Source organism: Saccharothrix tamanrassetensis (assembly GCF_014203665.1).
Taxonomy (GTDB): Bacteria; Actinomycetota; Actinomycetes; order Mycobacteriales; family Pseudonocardiaceae; genus Actinosynnema; species Actinosynnema tamanrassetense.
In genome coordinates, this window is the sequence record NZ_JACHJN010000003.1 from 45,928 (window position 1) to 64,919 (window position 18,992).

An 18,992-nucleotide genomic window follows, 5' to 3' on the forward strand; every position below is an offset into this window, starting at 1 on the left:
TCGAATACCACGGGGACCGCACCTGGGTACCACGGGGTTGCGCGCGTTTGGCATGGTGGACGCATGAGGCGTGCGGTTCTCTCGGTCCTGGTGGCAGCGCTCGGCCTGACGTCCGGCTGCGCGTACACGGTGAACGGCACGCCGGTCTCGGCCGGCGTGCTGGACATCGAACCGCCGTTCTCGTCGTCCACGCCGTCGTCCACCGCGGAGTCCGACCCGCCCGACGCCGGCACCGTCGGCGATGTCTGCAAGCTGCTGACGTGGACGGACCTGCCATACGACGTGCAGGACAAGTCCGCCGGCCCGACGGACACCGGCTACGACCCGCAGTTCGACCAGTCGTGCAAGTGGCAGACCGGGGTGGACAAGCTCGACGTCGGCGTGACCCTGCGGTTCCGCGCCGGGAGGCCCATCACGCTGGAGCAGACCAACGGCGAGTTCGACCTGGGCGACCGCAAGGTCAAGTACTTCGACCGGACCACGGACACCTCCGTGCAGCCGTCCTGCGTGCTGGTCATGGACTACGCGGGCGGCGGGCTCGGCATCATCGTGATCGACGGCTCGGCCCGGTTCGGCGCGATCTGCGACCAGGGCAAGAAGGTCGCCGAGGTGCTCAAGTCCAAGGAACCGACCGGCTGACCGCACCGCCGGCGGTGTCCGGCGCGCCGACCTGCCTAGCCGCCGCAGCACCCGCCGCCGCAGCAGCCGCCACCGCCACCGGGTGGCGCGGTCTGCCCGGCGCTGAGACCGCCGACCCCCACCATCGACAGCAGCTTGACCGTGTCGTCATGCCCCTCGGGGCAGCTGGCGGGGGCGGAGGCTTCGCTCATCGGTCGCTTCACGTCGAACGTCGACCCGCAGGCCTTGCAACGGAACTCGTAGGTGGGCACACCCCTATTGTGGCGGCTGCTTCGGCAGCAGCACCAGCGCGGGCACCGCGGCCGCCGCCAGCGTGGAGATCAACGTCAGCAACGGCAGCCCGTGCGCCCACCCGATTCCCGCAGCGGCGGCGTGCGAACCGGCGAACGTGGCCACCCAGGTCCGCGAGTACGGCCGCACCAGCATGGTCACCAGCCCCGTCCCGGCGGTGAACAGCAGGATCGTGCACGAGGCCAACAACATCCCCTGGTGGGGTCCGATCGGCCGGTTGACCGGCGGCACGTCCCCCATCCCGGCTCGCAACGCGGGCTGGGCCATCACCGCCATCTCGACTAACAACAGCACTCCGACCACGGTCCGCTGCCACCTGTTCACCCCGTGGACCGTATGCGATCACGAATGTCGATCGGGATACCCTGGTCCTCCGTGCCCCGCCGCAACCGCCCGCACCGCCGCGACGAGCCTCCACCCGTCGGTGGTCACGGGTGGGCCAGGGCCGAGTCCGCCCCGGACGGCGAGTGGCTGGTCCGCGACGTCTCCGGCGCCGCGACCGCCAAGACCTACCGCTGCCCGGGTTGCGACCACGAGATCAGACCGGGCACCCCGCACGTCGTGGCCTGGCCCGCCGCCGACCACGGCTCGGTCGAAGACCGCCGGCACTGGCACCGGAACTGCTGGACGTCACGCACTCGCCGAGGACCCACGACCCGCCGGTGGTGAACTCGCCAGCCGATCCTGCAGCGTCGCGTGCCGGAACTGGTAGATCGGCCCGACCGTCCGCAGCAGGTGGCGCGACCGCGCGTCCTCCAGGAACCGGACCAGCCGGATAGGCGTTCCGTATCGCACCGCCAGGTACGCCTGGGCGACCGCGGCGTGGGTGGTCGCCGACGCGGCGAACGCGGCACCCAGCCCGAAGGCGATCGCGCCCACCAGGCCGGGCAGCGACACGGTCAGCACCCAGATGACCAGACCCGCCCCGACCCCCATCCCGAACGCCGCCGAGCGCTCCCGCCGCCAGATCCGCACTGGGTCGGCGGAACCCAGGTCCGCCTCGGTCTGCTTCATCCCGCCGATGAAACCGAACAGCGCGGTGAGACCGACCGCGCACAGCGCACCGAACGCGACGCCCAGCGCGGGCCCGCTCGCCGAACCGATCACGACCCCGCCGGCGACCCCGAACCCGACCACACCGGCCCACTCCGCGCGTCCCAGTCGCGGGTGCAGCAGGTGCTTGGCGGAGAGCGTGAACCTGGTCGGCGCCTCGGGCCCGTAGAAGGGCGCGGCGATGCCGAACGCCAAACCGAACAGTGCCGTGCCGACCACCCGCTCGGTGAGGCTGAACCGGTCCGCGATCCAGAACGCCGGCGCACCGGCTCCGGCAGCCGCGATCGTGGTGAGCAGCATCCGGGGCAGGCGTGGCACCTGCGTGCCGAGCCGCCACCACGCCAGGTCGCGGGAGCCCTCGCGGTTGAGGTTCTCGGCGACCCGGGCGAGCGCGCGGCGTGCCTCGTCGGCGGTGTAGCGCGGCTCGGGCCGGCCGGGGCGCGGCGTGTACGCGGCGGTCACCACGTGGTCGAGCAGGTGGTCGGTGATGGCCTCGGCGGTCGGGAAGCGCTCCGTGTCGAGCAGTTCGTCGACCTCGCCGGTGGGCGGGTAGATGTCGTGCACCAGGCTCACCCACAGCGGGTTGGTCAGGGCGCGGGACAGCGGTCCGCCCGCCACCAGCGCCCGGGTCACCGCCTGCCAGGCCGGCGGGGCGGGCTCGGTGAGCGGTCGCAGCAGGTACTCGGCGACGGCCGCCGGCGTCAGCGGGTCGAGCTTGAGCGCCACCGCGCCGGTCAGGGTGTGCTGCCGGGCGGCGTCCGCCAGCTCGTCCACCCTGGTCAGCACGACCAGGCGGAACGTCGCCTGCTCGCTCAACGCGCGCAGCGCCGCCGGCCGCAGCGGCTCCGGGATCTCGTCCAGCCCGTCCAGGAAGACGGCCACCCGGCCGCCCGCCAGCAGCGCACGGGCGTGGCCCGCGCCGCTCTCGGAGCGCAGCAGCGGCAACTCGGCCAGCTTGCCGACCAACCAGTCCTGGACCGACGTGGTCGCCGGGTTCCAGCCGTGCAGCGTCGACATCACCGGCACCGGGATCTGCCCGCGGTCCTCCGCCGACGCCTGGTCGCGGTAGCGCAGGGCGTCGAGTTGCAGCAGCACGGCCGCCGAACTCTTGCCCGCGCCGGGGCCGCCGATGATCAGCAGCCGACCGGACGGCAGACCGCCGTACACCGCGTGCAGCGCCTTGCGGGTGCCGCCGCGCAACCGGCCGGCGGTGACCCGGCTCAGCCCCGGCAACGGGTCGAACCAGGCCCGGCCGTCCCTCGTCACCGTCGCGGCCGCCAACGGCCCGGCCACCTGCTCGGTGGCCCGGCGCCAGTTGACCGGCAGCGGAGCGGGCTGCACCAGCCCCCGTTCCACCGCGGTCGCCTCGGCCTGGTTGCGCACCGCCCGCGCGAGCAGGTCGGCCAGGCCGTCCAGGTCCGGCGCGCCGGCCGGGACGAACGTCCGCCACAGCGCCACCACGCTGATCGGCAACCCGACCGCGGCCAGCACGAACTGGCCGTAGCCGCTGGCGTTGGCCCGGTCGTCACCGGGGTCGAGCAGCGTCACCTGGACCACCCACCAGCCGAGCGCCGCCGCGAGCAGCACCAGGCCGGTGGCGAGCCACCATCGTCGGTTCACGTAGTGACCATCGCGTTCTCCGCCGCCGTGTGACCGGTGACCGGCGAGATCGTGATCCAGGTGTTCGGCCGACGCCGGTGTCCGCACCCGCCGCCGGGCACGGACCTCCCCTCCCGGTGGCACCCGGCCGGATGCCCGACTCCGCAGCCCGCGTGCGGCCTTCGTGGGCCAAGGCGCAGCGCCGGCCCAACCGACAACCGTCGCGCCGGCCGCTGGTTTGTGGCCGCTGCGGCTGCCGCCGGCCGCTGGTGGTGGTCAGCGGGCACGAGCCGAGGGCGGGTCGCCCTACGCCACGACCCTTGTGCTGCCCGGGTGGTAGCTCGCTGGTGGACGCGCGGCCCGTGGTCGGCGGGATCAAGCCGTGCGCGAGTCGTCCCCTACGCCGCGACCGTCGTGCCGGCTGGGTGGTCGGTCGCTGGTGGGTACGCGGCTGGTGGTCGGCGGGACCGAGCCGTGGGCGGGCCGCCTCCACGTGACGACCGTCGCGCCGCCGGAGCGACCGGCGGCCGGCAGGATCGAGGCGTGTCGGAAGCGCGAATCACGGCCAACACCGTGCTGCCCGCCCGGCGGGAAGCCGTCACGCTGCTCACCGCCGACGGGTTGCGGCTGGTGGGGGAGTTGGCGTTGCCGGTCGACCGGCCGGCCCGGGCGACCGTGGTGCTGCTGCACCCGTTGCCCACGCACGGCGGCATGATGGACTCCCACCTCTACCGCAAGGCGGCGTGGCGGCTGCCCGCGTTGGCGGACCTGGCGGTGTTGAGGTTCAACACCCGCGGCACGGCCAGCGAGGCCGGACGCAGTGAGGGCGCGTTCGACAACGCCGTGGGCGAGCGGTTCGACGTCGCCGCCGCCCTGGCGTTCGCCGCCGAACGGGGACTGCCCGACGTGTGGCTGGTCGGGTGGTCGTTCGGCACCGATCTCGCGTTGATGCACGGGTGCGACCCGCGGGTGGCGGGTGCGATTCTGATTTCACCTCCGTTGCGGTGGAGCAGGACCGAACACCTGGTCCGGTGGGTGGACAAGCGGGTGGTGTGCCTGGTGCCGGAGTTCGACGACCACCTGCCGCCGACCGAGGCCAGGCGGCGGTTCGGCGCGGACATCCCGACCGCGGACGTGATCGTCTTCCCCGGCGCCGGGCACCTCATGGTCGGGCAGTCCGACGAGGTGCTCGACGCGATCGTGTCCACGGTCCTGCCCGAGGTGCCCACGCCGTTGCCGCGCACCTGGTCCGGCCCCTGTGAGAAGCGTCAGGTGACCATCGTCGCCTCCTGACGCCGGTAGACCAGCACCGGACCGTCGACCGTGATGCTGTCGCCCGCGTGCGCGAAGCCCAGCTTCTCCGCGACGCGCTGGGAGGGCGCGTTGTCGGGGTCGGTGATGATCACCACCGGGCGGTCGGGTCGCGCCCGGTCCGCCCACGCGATGGCCGCGCGCGCCATCTCGGGGGCGTACCCCCGGCCCCAGTGCCGGGGCCGGAACCGGTAGAACAGGTTGAACGTCGGCTCGCCGTCCAGCCGGTGGTGCCGCAGGCCGCCGAAACCGATGACCTCGCCGGTCGACGCCAACTCGACCGCCCAGTACCCGACGCCGTCGTGCGCCCAGTGCGCCTGCCACTCGACCAGCATCGCGGCCGTCTCCTCCGGGGAGGGCGGACCGGCCGGGTTGTGGCGGTGGGTCTCCGGGTCGGACAGGACGGAGATCGCGGCACGCAGGTCACCCGGACCGACGCGCCGGAGGAGCAGGCGGTCGGTGTGGATCACATCCGGGGTCGAGGTCATGGGAGGGACGTTAGCGAGGGGGTACGACAATTCCGGGTGTGGACCTCCTGCCGCTGGTGCTGCTGCACGCGTTCCCGTTCGACTCCCGCATGTGGGACGGGGTGCGCGCGGCGCTGGACCCCGTCACGCCGGACCTGCGCGGTGGCGACCGCGAGCCAGACCTGGGGGTGTTGGCCGACGACGTGCTGCGCGGGCTGGACCGCGCCGGGCTGGACCGGGTGGTGCTCGGCGGGTGCTCGATGGGCGGGTACGTCGCCATGGCGCTGCTGAGGCGGGAGCCGTCGCGGGTGGCCGGGCTGGTGTTCGCCGACACGCGGTCCACCGCCGACGGGGACGAGGCCCGGGCGAACCGGCTGGCCATGGCGGACCGGGTGCTCGCCGAGGGCGTCGGGTGGGTGCCGGACGCCGTCCTGCCGGGGCTGGTGGGCCCGTCGCCGGCGGAGGGGGTGGTCGAACGGGCGCGCGAGGTGATCCTCGGGCAGCCGGCCGCGGAGGTGGCCTGGGCGCAGCGGGCCATGGCGGCGCGGCCGGACTCCGGGGACGTGCTGGCGGGGCTGGACGTGCCCGCGCTGGTGCTGGTCGGATCGCAGGACGCGCCGACGCCGCCGGCCGTGGCGCGCGAACTGGCCGGGGTGTTGCGGTGGGCCGAGTACGTGGAGCTGGCCGGGGTGGGGCACCTTACGCCGCTGGAGGCACCGGAAGCGTTTGCGGCCACGGTGCTCGACTGGCGGCGGCGGGTCGGCGTCTAGGCGGTGGCCGCTGCGGTCCGAGGACGATCGCAGCGGCTGCTGTGCCCGACTGCGCAGCGCACAGTTCCACCGGTCGTCCGGTGCCCTGGCGCCCGTCCCGCGGCACGTCGCGGGACGGGCTGGTGGTCAGCGCTTGCCGCTGCGTGCCTTGGACGGGTTCGGGCGGGCGATCTTCTGGGTCGGTCCGTCCGGTCCGGGCTTGGCGCCATCGGGCTGCCTGGTGCCGTCGGTCTGCTTGGCTGCGGGGTGCTGCGCCGGCTGGGCGGGGCCGGCGCCCTGCGGCTGCTGCACCGGTCGGCCCGGAGTGGCGGGTCGGCCCCGGGTGGCCGGTGACTCCGGGCCGCCGGCGGGCGTGTCGCCCTGCGCGTCCGGGCCCTGGCCGGCCACGACCTGGTCGCCCGCGTCCTGGTCGGCCGGGACGTTCGCGCCCTGACCGGTCGGGCCCTGACCGGTCGCGATCTGAACGGTCGCACCTTGGGCGTTGGCATTCTGACCGGGCGCACCCGGACCACCCGTCTGGACACCCGCACCCGGCTGCGGCTGAGCAGCCGGCGGGCGCTCCTCCTCCAGCGGGTCCAGCAGCGGGGTGACCTCGTGCAGCGCGGCGCGGACGCCGTGCAGCTGCTGGGACAGGCGGTTGCGGAGCTGCTTGAGGGCGTCGACCTTCTGGGCGGCCTGGGTGACGCGGCGGTTGGCTTCCTCGGTGGCCTCGCGGACGCGGCGGTTCGCCTCGTCGGTGGCCTCCTGGACGCGCGCGTTCGCCTCGCTGATCGAGTCGTGCCGGCGCCGGTTCGCCTCTTCCGTCGCCTCCCGGACCAGGCGCTGGGCCTCGGCGTTGGACGCCGACTGCTCCTGCGCGACCTGGGCGCGGACCCGGGCGGCTTCCTCGGCCGCCTCGCGCACCCGGCGGTCGGCTTCCGCCTTGCTCGACGCCTCCTGCTCGGCCAGCATCTTCATCGACTCGACCCGGCGCGCGGCCATCGCGATCTCGAAGTCCTCTTCGACCGTCGTGCGGCGCTGCAACGACTCCTCGTCGAGCTTCGCCGCCGCCTCGCGGGACTCGCCGACGATGCGGTCCGCCTCGGCCCGCGCGGTCTCCAGCACGCCCCGGTGTTCGGCTTCCATGTCGGTGCGGCGCTGGTCGAGCTCGGCGATCAGCTTCTCGTAGCGGGTGCGCAGCACCGCCGCGTCGGACTCCGCCTTGGCGCGGATGTGACCGCCTTCGGCCTCCGCGCGGGCCTTGATCTCGTTGGCCTCGTCCTGGGCCAGGCGCAGCATCCGCTGCAACCGCTCGCTCAGGCCTTCCAGCGTGGTGGGCGGCAGGGAGAGCCGTTCGACCTGGCCGCGCAGCTCCGCGATCTCCGACCGCGCCGCCTCCAGCTGGCGGGCCAGGTCGTTGGTCTGCGACACCGCCGCGTCCCGGTCGGCCGCGAGCAGCCGCAGGTCGGAGTCGAGGCGCTCCAGGTGGTCCTCGACCTGTGCGCGGTCGTAGCCGCGTTTGACGATGTCGAAGCCGGATCCCAGGGGGACGAGGTCACGGTCGTCGGCGAGGCCCATGGGGGTCACGCTACCCGTTCCGGTGGTGCGGGCGGCACCCTGCCACCCGCACCACCCGACGTTCTTCTTTACACGCCCCGGAAACGGTTGATTTCGGTCAGGTGCGCCGCGCGGAGGTCGTGATCGAGGACACCCAGGCCCTCCTCCGGCGCCAGGCACAGCACGCCGACCTTGCCCTGGTGCGCGTTGCGGTGCACGTCGTACGCCGCCTGGCCGGTGTCCGCCAACGAGTACACCTTGGACAGTGTGGGGTGGATCTTCCCCTTGGCGACCAAACGGTTGGCTTCCCACGCCTCGCGGTAGTTCGCGAAGTGCGAGCCGATGATCCGCTTGAGGTTCATCCACAGGTAGCGGTTGTCGTACTGGTGCATGAACCCGCTGGTGGACGCGCACGTGACGATCGTGCCGCCGCGCTTGGTCACGAACACCGACGCGCCGAACGTCTCGCGGCCGGGGTGCTCGAACACGATGTCCGGGTCGTCACCGCCGGTCAGCTCGCGGATCTTCGCGCCGAGCCGCTTCCACTCCTTGGGGTCCTGCTCGTGCTCGTCCTTCCAGAACTTGAAGCCCTCGGCGGACCGGTCGATGATCAGGTCCGCGCCCATCCGGCGGCAGATCTCCGCCTTCTCCGGCGAGGACACCACGCAGATCGGCGTCGCCCCGCCGTTCAGGGCGAACTGGGTGGCGTAGGAGCCGAGCCCGCCGGAGGCGCCCCAGATCAGCACGGTGTCGCCCTGCTTCAGGTTCGCGCCGTTGGTCGACACCAGCTGCCGGTACGCGGTGGAGTTCACCAGGCCCGGCGACGCCGCTTCCTCCCACGTGAGGTGCCTGGGCATCGGCATCAGCTGGTTCGCCTTGACCAGCGCGACCTCGGCCAGGCCGCCGAAGTTGGTCTCGAAGCCCCAGATCCGCTGCTCCGGGTCGAGCATGGTGTCGCTGTGCCCGTCCGGGTGCTCCAGCTGGACGTCCAGGCAGTGCGCGACGACCCGGTCACCGGGCTGCCACGCGTTCACGCCCGGACCGGTGCGCAGCACGACACCCGCGAGGTCGGAGCCGACCACGTGGTAGGGCAGGTCGTGCTTGGCCGATTCCGGCGAGCTCTTGCCGTACCGCTTGAGGAACCCGAACGTGGACATCGGCTCGAAGATCGACGTCCACACGGTGTTGTAGTTGATCGCGGACGCCATCACGGCGACCAGCGCCTCGCCCGGGCCGAGTTCGGGTGTCGCCACCTCGTCCAGGTGCAGCGACTTTCGCGGGTCCTTGTCCTTGGTCGCCACGCCCTGGAACAGCTCGACCTCGTCGGCGTGCACCGTGACACCCCGATAAGTCTCCGGTACGTCCAGCGATCCGATCGCGTCCAGTTCGTCGGCGAGGATCGCATCGAGGATCTTCTGCACGGCGTTCCCTCCCTCTCGGGGGTGCTCGGGCTTGTGTGGCGTTGGCGCAGGTCCACGCGGGTTGCCGGAGGTTACCCACGGGTAACCGATTCAGAGCGCGAGCTGTGAGGCATTGCACTGGGCTTTCGCCCGATCGGTCGACTCGGACAACCGGTGCGGCCTCGCGGTCACCCCCGGCGGACCGGTCAGTGGCCGTCCGCCGCGGGCTCGACCAGTTCGACCAGCACGCCGCCGGCGTCCTTCGGGTGCACGAAGTTCACCCGGCTGTTGGACGTCCCACGTTTGGCGTCTTCGTAGAGCAGGCGCAAGCCCTTGGCGCGCAACGCCGCCGCTGCGGCGTCCACATCGGACACCCGGTACGCGAGCTGCTGGAGCCCCGGACCGGAGCGGTCGATGAACTTGGCGATGGTCGACTCCGGCGTCAACGGCGCGAGCAGCTGGACGGCCGTGCCGGCGCCCGGATCGCCGGGGGCGCGCAGCATCGCCTCGCGCACGCCCTGCTCCTCGTTGGTCTCCTCGTGCGCGACCACCAGGCCGAAGTGCTCGCGGTGGAACGCGATCGCGGCGTCCAGATCGGGCACGGCGATGCCGACGTGGTCGATGGCCGTCACCAGGCCGCGGAGTTCTTCTTGCATGGCAGGGACAGTAGTTGCCGAATCGGTGCAGCCGGCGCTGTGCGACGCCTCACAGGGCTACCGCTGGGTAACTCTGGGTATCGTAGCCAGTTAACAACCGCTTACACATGCTCGTGGAGGCCGATGTGTCCGGTTCCGTCATCGTCGCCGGGGCCCGTACCCCGATGGGGCGCTTGCTCGGATCGTTGAAGGACTTCTCCGGCGCCCAGCTCGGTGGCGTCGCGATCAAGGCGGCACTGGAGCGGGCCGGCGTCGCGCCCGAGCAGGTCCAGTACGTGATCATGGGTCAGGTGCTGACCGCCGGCGCGGGCCAGATCCCGGCCCGCCAGGCCGCGGTGAACGCGGGCATCCCGATGTACGTCCCGGCGCTGACCGTCAACAAGGTGTGCCTGTCCGGCATCGACGCGATCGCGCTCGCCGACCAGCTGATCCGCGCGGGCGAGTTCGACATCGTGGTCGCGGGCGGCCAGGAGTCCATGACCCAGGCGCCGCACCTGCTGCCCAAGTCGCGCGGCGGCTACAAGTTCGGCGACGTGACGCTCCAGGACCACATGTCGCTGGACGGCCTGTTCTGCGCGTTCGACCAGGTGGCCATGGGTGCGTCCACGGAGAAGCACAACTCCCGCCACGGCGTGACCCGCGAGGAGCAGGACGCCTTCTCCGCCCGGTCGCACCAGCTGGCCGCGAAGGCCATCGAGAACGGCGTGTTCGCCGAGGAGATCGCGCCGGTCTCCATCCCGCAGCGCAAGGGCGACCCGATCGAGTTCGCCACGGACGAGGGCGTGCGCGGCGACACCACCGTGGAGACGCTGGCCAGGTTGCGCCCCGCGTTCGCCGCCGACGGCACCATCACGGCGGGCTCGGCGTCGCAGATCTCCGACGGCGCGGCGGCCGTGGTCGTGATGAGCAAGGCCAAGGCCGAGGAGCTGGGCCTGACCTGGCTCGCCGAGATCGGCGCGCACGGCGTGGTGGCCGGTCCGGACGCCGGCCTGCACGAGCAGCCCGCGAACGCGATCAAGGCCGCGTGCGCCAAGGAGGGCATCGACCCGGCCGACCTGGACCTGGTCGAGATCAACGAGGCGTTCGCCGCGGTCGGCGTCGTCTCCGCCAGGCAGCTCGGCGTGTCCGAGGACAAGGTCAACGTCAACGGCGGCGCGATCGCGCTGGGCCACCCGATCGGCATGTCGGGCGCCCGGATCGCGCTGCACCTCGCCCTGGAGCTCAAGCGCCGCGGCGGCGGCGTGGGCGCGGCCGGCCTGTGCGGCGGTGGCGGTCAGGGCGACGCCCTGATCGTGCGCGTGCCTAAGGTCTAGGGATGTGGGCCGCACCGTTGACGTCGTAGAGCTGGTCGACCGCGCGCGCGAGGGACAACCGCGCGCGGTCGCCAGGCTCATCTCGCTGGTCGAGGACGCCGGCCCGCGGTTGCGGGAGGTCGCCCGCGCGCTCGCGCCGTTCACCGGGCACGCGCAGGTCGTCGGGTTGACCGGGGCGCCCGGTGTCGGCAAGTCGACGTCGACGTCGGCGCTGGTCACGGCTTACCGGGAACGCGGCGAGAGGGTCGGCGTGCTGGCGGTCGACCCGTCCTCGCCGTTCTCCGGCGGTGCGCTGCTCGGCGACCGGGTGCGGATGGGCGAGCACGCCACCGACCCCGGCGTGTTCATCCGCTCCATGGCCACCCGGGGTCACCTCGGCGGCCTGTCCTGGGCGGTGCCGCAGGCCCTGCGGGTGCTGGACGCGGCGGGCTGCGACGTGGTGCTGGTCGAGACGGTCGGCGTGGGCCAGTCCGAGGTGGAGGTCGTGTCGCTGGCCGACACCACCGTCGTGCTGCTCGCGCCGGGGATGGGTGACGGGATCCAGGCCGCCAAGGCGGGGATCCTGGAGATCGCCGACGTGTTCGTGGTGAACAAGGCCGACCGGGACGGCGCGGACGCCACCGCGCGGGACCTCAAGCACATGATCTCGATGGGGCGCCGGGAGCGCACGGACGTGCTGTGGCGGCCTCCCGTGGTCAAGACCGTGGCGGCCGGTGGTGACGGCGTCGCGGACGTGGTGGACGCGATCGACGCGCATCGGGCGTGGCTGCACGACCACGGTGAGCTGGACCGACGACGGGCCCGCCGGGCGGCGAGCGAGATCGAGGCGATCGCGGTCGAGCGGCTGCGGTCCGGGTTCGGGGGCCTCCGGGGCGGGGCCGGCCTGGAGGCCTTGGCCGAACGGGTCGTGGCGGGTGAGCTGGACCCCTACGCCGCGGCCGACCGGTTGGTCGAAGGGTTGGGCGCGTGATGTCGGTGGCGTCGGCATCGGCGGGCCGAACCCGCCGGACCACGGTCCGGCTGAGCCGTCAGCCGGCCTGAACGCGTTCCGCGCCCGGCATGTTCAGGACGAGGGGTCCACCGCCGGGTTGACGTGGGCCTCGTGCTGCTCGTACGCCTTGCGCCACAGGACGTCCCGTTCGTCGGGCTCGAACGTGAGCCCGTAGACGTCGGCCAAGGCCTCGAACCACTCAGCGGGCGTCTCCAGCACGGTCTTCTTCTTCGTGTCCTCGGTCCGGGTCAGGGTGAGCGCTCGCAGGGTGTCCCAGCCGGAGGCGTCGGTGCGCTGCACGCCGAACGTCCGCACGAACCCCGAGTCCGGGGACGTGGACAGGTGCACGTGCCGCTCCGCGAAGTCGGGCATCCCGGCGGGGCCGGGCGCGAAGTCCATCGCGTGCAGGCTGCCCCGCGGGTCGTGCTCCAGCCGCCAGCCGCCGGGCGCGATCCACGACGGGCGCAGCCGGAACGTGAAGGGGCCCTGCCGGTAGCTGCCCTCGCGCAGCGGCAACGGCGAGTGCAGGCCGTCGCCCAGGCCCGCGTCGACCAGCCACGCGTCCTCCGAGTCGGGCAGGTCGCGCACGGTCAGCACCAGGTGGTGGCGGTTGATGACGGGCTCGGCGTCCGGCGTCATCTGCACGCCGCCGAGGTGTCGGGTCACGTGGTAGCCCAGCGCCCGGAGGACCTCCGCGAGCGCCCCGTTCAGGTGAAAGCAGTAGCCGCCCCGACCGCGCAGGATCCGGGCCAGCGACTCGGCGGGGTCGAGGGATGTCACCCGGCCGAGTTGGATCTCCACCGTCTCATATGGGACGCGTTCCACGAACGCCTGGTGCAACCGGGTCAGGGCCGCCACGCTCGGCGGTTCCGCGCTGGTCAGACCTACTCGGCGGAGCACGGCGGAGAGCTCGGTGTCGGTCAACGGAAGTCCCCCAACCGGATAGCGGGTCGAAGCCGGGACTTCCGACTCTAGGCAAGGACGATCACAGCGCCGAACGTTTTAGACCGGCAACTGGGGGATAAGAGGGTGCGATGTACGACTCCGCTGGACTCCAGGTGCTCTCCCGCGAGGAGTGCTTGCACCTGCTGGGCACGATGGCCGTCGGGAGGCTCGTCTTCACCGACAAGGCGCTGCCGGTCGTGCACCCGGTCGTGTACGTCCTGGACGGGGAGTCGGTCGTGCTGCGGGTGCCCGACGGCAGCCTGGCGCTGGTCGCGCGGGACACCATCGTGGCGTTCCAGATCGACGACGTGGAGCCCGACCTGTCCAAGGGCTGGTCGGTGATGGCCGTCGGGCACGTCACCGAGGCGGTCGACGAGCCGGTGCTGTCCAGGCTGCGGCAGCTGCCGCTGGCCTCCCGGGGCATGGCGGGCGAGGACCACTTCCTGCTGGTGGCCCTGGAGGTGTTGTCCGGCCGTCGCATCCCCTGAGCGGAGGCGCTAGCCTCGGATCCTCCCTGGTTGGAGGGTGGGTCGGTTGGCTGGTTCCCCGGATTCGAGCGCGCGGCTGAACGGGCTGCTGCGCGAGCTGACCGACCGGACCGCCGAGGTGATCGGCTCCCAGGAGCGGATGCAGCGGCTGCTCGGCGCGGTGGTCTCACTGGCCAGCGACCTGTCCCTGCCCGACGTGCTGCGCCGCATCGTGGAGTCGTCGTGCAGCCTGGTCGGCGCGCGGTACGGGGCGCTGGCCGTGGTCGGCCCGAACCGCCGGCTGCTGGAGTTCACCTACGGCGACGAGCGGCACCACACCCGGTTCGAGGGGACCGCGTTCGACCCGTCCGCACCGGGTTTCCTGGGCGTGCCGGTGCACGTCCGGGGCGAGGTCTTCGGCAACCTGTACCTCACCGACAAGGAGAACGGGGCCGACTTCACCCGCGCCGACCAGGAGGTCGTCGTGGCCGTCGCGGCGGCGGCCGGCATCGCGATCGAGAACGCCCGGCTGTACGAGCAGTCCCGCCAGCGCGAGGTGTGGCTGCGGGCGTCCAACGAGGTGACGAACGCGCTGCTCACCGGTACGCCGGACCGGGACGCGCTGCGGCTGGTGGCGGTGCGGGCGCGGTTGGCCGCCGACGGGGTGAACGCGGTGCTGGCGCTGCCCGACACGCAGGGGGAGTTGGCCGTCCGCGTCATGGACGGTGAACTGCGCGGGTTCACGGTGTCGCGCGAGGGCAGCGCGAGCCGCGAGGTCTTCGCGACCGGCCGGACGAAGGTCCTGGACGGGTTGCCCGGTCACTTCGACCGCATCGGCCCGGTGGTGATCGTGCCGTTGGCGGCGGGGGAGCGGATCCTCGGCGTGCTGATGGTCGCGCGGTCGCGGGACCACCACCCGTTCGACGCGTCCGACGTGGCGCTGGTCGAGTCGTTCGCCCGCCAGGCCGCGCTGATCCTGGAGTTCACCCGGGCCACCGGGGCCGGTCGGCGGCTGGCGGTGCTGGAGGACCGCGACCGGATCGCCCGCGACCTGCACGACCTGGTGGTGCAGCGGCTGTTCGGGCTGGGGCTGGGGCTGCAGGGCTTGAACGGCCTGGTCGAGCAGCCCCTGGTGGCTCAGCGACTGGCCGACTTCGTGACCGAGGTCGACCAGACCATCCGCGAGATCCGGCGCACGATCTTCTCCCTCCAGGAGCCGCTCGCCGGCACGGCCGGCCTGCGCGCCCAACTGCTGCGGATCGTGCAGGACTCCAGTCGGCTGCTCGGGTTCGAGCCCGTGCTGCTGACCGACGGCCCGGTCGACTCGCTGGTGCCCGACCACGTGCGCCCGGACCTGCTGGCCACGTTGCGGGAGGCGCTCGCGAACGCGGCCCGGCACGCGTCCGCGAAGAAGGTCGAAGTGCAGGTGATGGTGGACCGGGAAGCCACCGAACTGCACCTGGTGGTGTCCGACGACGGCGACGGCCTGCCGGACGGGCGCGCCCGCCACACCGGGGGGTTGGTCAACATGGCCGCGCGGGCCGCGCGGTGGGACGGTAGCTGCAAGGTTCACTCGGAAGTGGGCAAGGGTGTAACGGTGACGTGGTCCGTGCCGTTGGTATCGGGGTAGGGAGGATTCATGTCCATCTCGGTGCTGCTCGTCGACGACCACGAGATCGTGCGGCGTGGTCTACACCAACTGCTCGACGTCGAGTCGGACATCGAGGTCGTCGGCGAAGCGGAGAGCGCGGCGGCAGCCATCGCCGCCGCTGCCGAGCACCGACCCGACGTGGCCGTGATCGACGTGCGGCTCCCCGACGGCGACGGCGTGACCGTGTGCCGTGAGATCCGGTCCGTGGTCCAGCCCCCGCCCGCTTGCCTGATGCTCACGTCGTACTCGGACGACGAGGCCTTGTTCGGCGCGATCATGGCCGGTGCCGCCGGCTACATGTTGAAGCAGGTGTCCGGAAATGACCTGGTCTCGGCCATCCGAACGCTCGCGGCCGGCGGCTCGCTACTGCACTCCGGCGTCACTGCCACTGTGCTGCAACGGCTGCGCGGGGGCCCGGTGGAGGATCCGCGATATGCGGCCCTGAGCCCTCAGGAACGCCGGATCCTCGACCTCATCGCCGAGGGCCTGACCAACCGGCAGATCGCCCAACGCCTCTACCTCGCCGAGAAGACCGTGAAGAACTACGTCTCTTCCCTGCTGCACAAGTTGGGGTTCGACCGCCGCACCGAAGCCGGCGTCTATGCCGCTCGCAGGCGCCAATCCGGTGCCTCCGGCCTTTGAGCACAGCCTTCGGCCTTTACTTGGGCGCCCGCTCCGGCACTGCGCGGCCCCGCGCACACCTCCGGTCGGGCTGTGTGTCATCCCCGTACGGCCTGCGCGCAGCGAACCGCGCTTGTCTTGGGGGTGCAAGCACGCTTTTCGCTTGCACCCCCAAGACGAGGGTGGTTGTCTTTTGACCAGGCCGTACGGGGATGACACACAGCCTGCTGCTCGTATCTTTCAAGGCTTTGGTTTTGTGGGATCCTTGGTGGTCTGCCCGTCCGGCGAGGACGCTTTTCTTCTTTTAGTGGGATCGGTCAGCGACTTGGTTTCGGGTCGCTTTAGCTTTCAGACTAAAAACCAAAAGCGACGCTCGCCGCTTGGCAGACCTCCGGGGAGGAAAAACGGAAGGGCGTCGTGTTCTCCCCGCATGGCCTGTCAAAGACGACCGCACTTGTCCAGGTAGTGCAAGCGGTGAAGCGTGCTTGCACTACCTGGACAAGTGCGGTAGCCCTGCGGGCAGGCCATACGGGGAGAACACGAGGCCACAGTGCTGTGCAGGGTGTGCACGGCGCTGTGGCCTCGTGGGTCGTGGTCAGAGCCAGCCGGAGGCGAGGCTGGGTTGTGCGTTGAACGTGGTGCTCGTGGGGTCGGGTAGGGGCATTCCCGGGCACGTGACGTCCTTGGGCGGGACCTTGCCGTCCACGATGAAGGACTCGACCAGGTCGTCCACGCACGGGTTGCCGAAGCCGTAGATGCCGTGGTCGCCTTCGTCGGCGACGGTGATCATGCGGGAGTCGGCGAACTTCTCGTGTGCCCGTTGTGCGCCTTCGAGCGGGGTTGCCGGGTCGCGGACGGACTGGACCATGAGCACGGGCGGTACGCCCTTGCCGGTCGGGGTTTTCAGGTGCAGGGGCGGACGGTCCCAGAAGGCGCACGGCGCCAGGATTTGGTAGTAGCCGATCAGCGGGTACTGCTTGCCGAGGCGTTCCGCCTCCCTGGCCAGGTACTCACGGCCACCTTTGAACCTGGTGTCGTTGCACGCGATGCTGTACAGGGTCGCGTTCGGGGCGTCGGGGTAGCGGACGTCCGCTGTGCCTGCCGCGGCCTGGTCGGAGGCCTGACTGGCCCTGGAGAACGTGGCTGCCGCGGACGGGAAGGCCTGCTTGCTGTACTGCGCCCGCACCAGGGTCAGGTCGAGGGCCACGCCGTCGAACACCCCGCCGTCCGGGAGCTGGATCGGGTTCTCGGCCAGCTTGGCGCGGGTTTCCTCGTACTTCCGGCGGACCTGCTCGCCGGTCGTGCCGAGGTGGTAGAGGCTGTCGTACTTCGCCACCCAGGGCAGGAAGTCGACGCGGAAGCGGCGTTCGAAGCCACGCCCGAACTCGTCGAAGATGTCCTGGAACGTGGTGGTGAACTCGGCGTTCGAGTCGAGCACGAACTTGTCGACGCGGTTCGGGAAGTAGGTGGCGTAGTAGGCGCCCATCCAGGTGCCGCCCGAGTAGCCGATCCAGCTGATCTTCTCCCGGCCGAGCAGGTGGCGCAGCAGGTCCAGGTCCTTCACGGTCTGCTCGGTGTTCACCACCTTGTCGAACTCGCCGCTGCGCTGCTGGCAGGCGGCGGCTTGCAGCTCCGCGCCGTCGTAGATCAGCTCCACGTTCGCCCGGCTGCGGTCGCGGGGGTCGGCGAGGCTCAGGAAGTCGAAGTTCGCGCACGTCACGTTGGTGCTGGCACCGGTGCCGCGCGGGTCGATGCCGATGATCTCGAAGTTGTCCACGAGCTTCGACCGGCCCTGGTAGATGGCGGGCAGCAGCCTGCCCGGCCCGCCCGGTCCACCGGGGTTGGTCAGCACGCTGCCCTTGGCCTGACCGCTCTTGGGCTTGAGGCGGCTCACCGCGATGGTGATGGTCTTGCCGTTGCGCGGTGCCCGCCAGTCCTGCGGGGCGGTGAACGTGCCGCACTCCAGGGCCGGCACGCCGAGGTCGGTGCACGGCCCCCAGGCGATCGTCTGAGTGAAGTGCGGACTCGCCTGGGCCTGGGCCTCTCCCTCGGCCTGGGCCTGGGCCACGGCCGGCAGTGCGGCCGCCGCGAGCAGGGCGCTGGACACGGCTAATAGCAGTCTTCGCATGGATCCCCCTCCAGTCGTGGCACCACCTCATCGGTGCGGCGGGGTCGGCGGCAACCGCACAAAGACTGGTGTTCGGGTCTACGAAAGCACTACGCCAGTCGGAGCCCGGGGAAAGTAAGGTCGGCGGGGTGGGGATATTCCGGAGGAAGCGGCCTGCCGCGGTCGCGCGTGAGGTCGTGCGGGACCACACCTACGACGACGCGATCCTGGACATCGCGGCAGAGGAGATGGATGCCGGGCACCTGAGGGCGGCCACGACCGTGCTCGCCGAGTGCCGTGACGAGCCCGAGGTGCGCGCGTTGCGGGTCGAGGTGCTGGGTGAGCACGCCATCGGGCACGCCGACGAACTGCTGGAGCTGGCCAAGACCAACACCGATCCCGACCTGTGGCTGCTGGCCGGCACGGCGTTCATCCGGGAGGCCTGGGCGATCCGGGGCTCGGGCCGGGCGGACAGCGTCGGCAAGGACCGGTTCAAGGTGTTCTTCGGCACGCTGCGCAAGGCCGTCGGCCCGCTGCACGAGGCCGCGAAGCTGCTGCCGCGCGACGCGGTGCCGTGGGCGCAGCTCCAGACCGCCGGACTGGGCCTCCAGGTGGACCGCGACCAGAAGGACGAGGTGTGGCGGGAGATCGTGGCCCGCTGCCCGTCGCTGTACCCCGCGCACTGGACCCGGTTGCAGATCCTGGCCGCCAAGTGGGGCGGGTCCGCCGAGGAGATGATGGCGTTCGCGCACGGCAGCGTGGACGCGTCCGAGCCGGGCGACCCGGTGGTGGCCATGCTGCCCCTGGCGCACTTCGAGATCTTCCTGGAGCAGTTCGAGGACGCGGTGCAGGCGCGCAGCGCGTTGAAGATCGCCACGCTCAAGCTGCGCTACTTCAGCCGGGTGCGCGAGGAGATCGCGACGGCGGCGGACAAGTGGGACGCCGCGCAGTCCCGCGCCCACCCCCGGTCGCTCCAGGCGCACAACCTGTTCGCGGCGGCGTTCGCGTTGGCCGACGACGCGCCGCGCGCCCGTCGGCACCTGATCGGGATGCGCGACCACGTGCACGACGTGCCGTGGGCGTACGTCGCCTACCTGGCCGACGACCTGGAGAAGGAGTACTCCGAGCTGGCCAACAAGTACCTGGACGCCTGAGCCGGGTCGCCCGGGCCGGGG

The 18,992-nt window shown here is 71.8% G+C and carries 19 protein-coding genes; 10 read left to right on the forward strand and 9 right to left on the reverse strand.

What is annotated here, in order from left to right; genetic code table 11:
• Positions 1-63 precede the first annotated feature (63 nt).
• Positions 64-639: a DUF3558 family protein gene (locus tag FHS29_RS09330; RefSeq protein WP_184690172.1), complete on the forward strand. Its 576-nt coding sequence runs from the start codon at positions 64-66 to the stop codon at positions 637-639.
• A gap of 35 nt (positions 640-674) precedes the next feature.
• Here the strand turns inward: FHS29_RS09330 and FHS29_RS09335 are convergent, their stop codons facing one another.
• Positions 675-890: an FmdB family zinc ribbon protein gene (locus FHS29_RS09335; protein WP_184690173.1), complete on the reverse strand. Its 216-nt coding sequence runs from the start codon at positions 888-890 to the stop codon at positions 675-677.
• Positions 891-894: 4 nt separating this feature from the next.
• Positions 895-1,254, reverse strand: coding sequence for a hypothetical protein (locus FHS29_RS09340; protein WP_184690174.1), 360 nt, complete (start codon positions 1,252-1,254; stop codon positions 895-897).
• 51 nt (positions 1,255-1,305) lie between these two features.
• Here FHS29_RS09340 and FHS29_RS09345 point away from each other — a divergent pair, with 51 nt between their 5' ends.
• The gene (locus FHS29_RS09345) at positions 1,306-1,599 is read left to right on the forward strand and encodes an Rv1322 family protein (protein WP_184690175.1); all 294 of its coding nucleotides are present in this window, start codon (positions 1,306-1,308) and stop codon (positions 1,597-1,599) included.
• Here the strand turns inward: FHS29_RS09345 and FHS29_RS09350 are convergent.
• Entirely contained in the window at positions 1,561-3,603 is a 2,043-nt protein-coding gene (locus FHS29_RS09350) for an NACHT domain-containing protein (protein ID WP_184690176.1), read from the reverse strand. The genes FHS29_RS09345 and FHS29_RS09350 overlap by 39 nt on opposite strands.
• Before the next feature lie 522 nt (positions 3,604-4,125).
• Here FHS29_RS09350 and FHS29_RS09355 point away from each other — a divergent pair.
• Positions 4,126-4,875, forward strand: a complete 750-nt coding sequence (locus tag FHS29_RS09355; RefSeq protein ID WP_312864838.1) for an alpha/beta hydrolase — start codon at positions 4,126-4,128, stop codon at positions 4,873-4,875.
• Here the strand turns inward: FHS29_RS09355 and FHS29_RS09360 are convergent.
• Positions 4,851-5,381 carry a GNAT family N-acetyltransferase gene (locus FHS29_RS09360; RefSeq protein ID WP_184690177.1) on the reverse strand — a complete coding sequence of 177 codons (531 nt, stop codon included), beginning with the start codon at positions 5,379-5,381 and terminating at the stop codon, positions 4,851-4,853. The two genes, FHS29_RS09355 and FHS29_RS09360, sit on opposite strands and share 25 nt — an antisense overlap.
• Positions 5,382-5,419: 38 nt before the next feature.
• On the opposite strand from FHS29_RS09360, the gene FHS29_RS09365 reads away from it, so the two are divergent.
• On the forward strand, positions 5,420-6,130 hold the full coding sequence (locus FHS29_RS09365; RefSeq protein WP_184690178.1) for an alpha/beta fold hydrolase: 711 nt from the start codon (positions 5,420-5,422) through the stop codon (positions 6,128-6,130).
• 126 nt (positions 6,131-6,256) lie between these two features.
• On the opposite strand, the gene FHS29_RS09370 is transcribed toward FHS29_RS09365, so the two are convergent.
• From FHS29_RS09370 to mce, 3 genes are all read right to left on the reverse strand, one after another.
• Positions 6,257-7,687 (reverse strand): chromosome segregation protein, encoded by a 1,431-nt coding sequence (locus tag FHS29_RS09370; RefSeq protein ID WP_184690179.1) that lies wholly within the window; start codon positions 7,685-7,687, stop codon positions 6,257-6,259.
• Positions 7,688-7,755: 68 nt separating this feature from the next.
• Complete coding sequence (gene ccrA / locus FHS29_RS09375; RefSeq protein ID WP_184690180.1) at positions 7,756-9,087, reverse strand: crotonyl-CoA carboxylase/reductase; 1,332 nt, start codon at positions 9,085-9,087, stop codon at positions 7,756-7,758.
• Between the two features lie 185 nt (positions 9,088-9,272).
• The gene (gene mce, locus FHS29_RS09380) at positions 9,273-9,722 is read right to left on the reverse strand and encodes a methylmalonyl-CoA epimerase (protein ID WP_184690181.1); all 450 of its coding nucleotides are present in this window, start codon (positions 9,720-9,722) and stop codon (positions 9,273-9,275) included.
• A gap of 125 nt (positions 9,723-9,847) precedes the next feature.
• On the opposite strand from mce, the gene FHS29_RS09385 reads away from it, so the two are divergent.
• Both FHS29_RS09385 and meaB read left to right on the forward strand, forming a co-directional pair.
• Positions 9,848-11,035: an acetyl-CoA C-acetyltransferase gene (locus FHS29_RS09385; protein ID WP_184690182.1), complete on the forward strand. Its 1,188-nt coding sequence runs from the start codon at positions 9,848-9,850 to the stop codon at positions 11,033-11,035.
• Positions 11,036-11,039: 4 nt separating this feature from the next.
• Positions 11,040-12,005 (forward strand): methylmalonyl Co-A mutase-associated GTPase MeaB, encoded by a 966-nt coding sequence (gene meaB, locus FHS29_RS09390; protein WP_184690183.1) that lies wholly within the window; start codon positions 11,040-11,042, stop codon positions 12,003-12,005.
• A 93-nt stretch (positions 12,006-12,098) separates the two neighbouring features.
• Here meaB and FHS29_RS09395 read toward each other — a convergent pair whose 3' ends face one another.
• On the reverse strand, positions 12,099-12,950 hold the full coding sequence (locus tag FHS29_RS09395; protein WP_184690184.1) for an arylamine N-acetyltransferase family protein: 852 nt from the start codon (positions 12,948-12,950) through the stop codon (positions 12,099-12,101).
• A gap of 110 nt (positions 12,951-13,060) precedes the next feature.
• Here FHS29_RS09395 and FHS29_RS09400 point away from each other — a divergent pair, with 110 nt between their 5' ends.
• The 3 genes from FHS29_RS09400 to FHS29_RS09410 are packed head-to-tail and all read left to right on the forward strand — an operon-like array spanning position 13,061 to position 15,731.
• The gene (locus FHS29_RS09400) at positions 13,061-13,459 is read left to right on the forward strand and encodes a pyridoxamine 5'-phosphate oxidase family protein (RefSeq protein WP_184690185.1); all 399 of its coding nucleotides are present in this window, start codon (positions 13,061-13,063) and stop codon (positions 13,457-13,459) included.
• Positions 13,460-13,496: 37 nt separating this feature from the next.
• Positions 13,497-15,068, forward strand: coding sequence for a GAF domain-containing sensor histidine kinase (locus tag FHS29_RS09405; protein WP_312864839.1), 1,572 nt, complete (start codon positions 13,497-13,499; stop codon positions 15,066-15,068).
• 9 nt (positions 15,069-15,077) lie between these two features.
• Positions 15,078-15,731 carry a response regulator gene (locus FHS29_RS09410; protein ID WP_184690187.1) on the forward strand — a complete coding sequence of 218 codons (654 nt, stop codon included), beginning with the start codon at positions 15,078-15,080 and terminating at the stop codon, positions 15,729-15,731.
• Between the two features lie 574 nt (positions 15,732-16,305).
• Here the strand turns inward: FHS29_RS09410 and FHS29_RS09415 are convergent.
• Positions 16,306-17,838: an alpha/beta hydrolase gene (locus FHS29_RS09415; RefSeq protein ID WP_184690188.1), complete on the reverse strand. Its 1,533-nt coding sequence runs from the start codon at positions 17,836-17,838 to the stop codon at positions 16,306-16,308.
• A 128-nt stretch (positions 17,839-17,966) separates the two neighbouring features.
• Here FHS29_RS09415 and FHS29_RS09420 point away from each other — a divergent pair, with 128 nt between their 5' ends.
• Positions 17,967-18,971, forward strand: coding sequence for a hypothetical protein (locus FHS29_RS09420; protein WP_184690189.1), 1,005 nt, complete (start codon positions 17,967-17,969; stop codon positions 18,969-18,971).
• Positions 18,972-18,992 lie beyond the last annotated feature (21 nt).

What these genes read in the sequence shown, in the direction of transcription:
- FHS29_RS09330 (WP_184690172.1), top strand. Translation starts at nt 64, where the DNA reads ATGAGGCGTGCGGTTCTCTCGGTCCTGGTGGCAGCGCTCGGCCTGACG.
- FHS29_RS09360 (WP_184690177.1), bottom strand. Translation starts at nt 5,381, where the DNA reads ATGACCTCGACCCCGGATGTGATCCACACCGACCGCCTGCTCCTCCGG.
- FHS29_RS09370 (WP_184690179.1), bottom strand. Translation starts at nt 7,687, where the DNA reads ATGGGCCTCGCCGACGACCGTGACCTCGTCCCCCTGGGATCCGGCTTC.
- mce (WP_184690181.1), bottom strand. Translation starts at nt 9,722, where the DNA reads ATGCAAGAAGAACTCCGCGGCCTGGTGACGGCCATCGACCACGTCGGC.
- FHS29_RS09400 (WP_184690185.1), top strand. Translation starts at nt 13,061, where the DNA reads ATGTACGACTCCGCTGGACTCCAGGTGCTCTCCCGCGAGGAGTGCTTG.
- FHS29_RS09410 (WP_184690187.1), top strand. Translation starts at nt 15,078, where the DNA reads ATGTCCATCTCGGTGCTGCTCGTCGACGACCACGAGATCGTGCGGCGT.
- FHS29_RS09415 (WP_184690188.1), bottom strand. Translation starts at nt 17,838, where the DNA reads ATGCGAAGACTGCTATTAGCCGTGTCCAGCGCCCTGCTCGCGGCGGCC.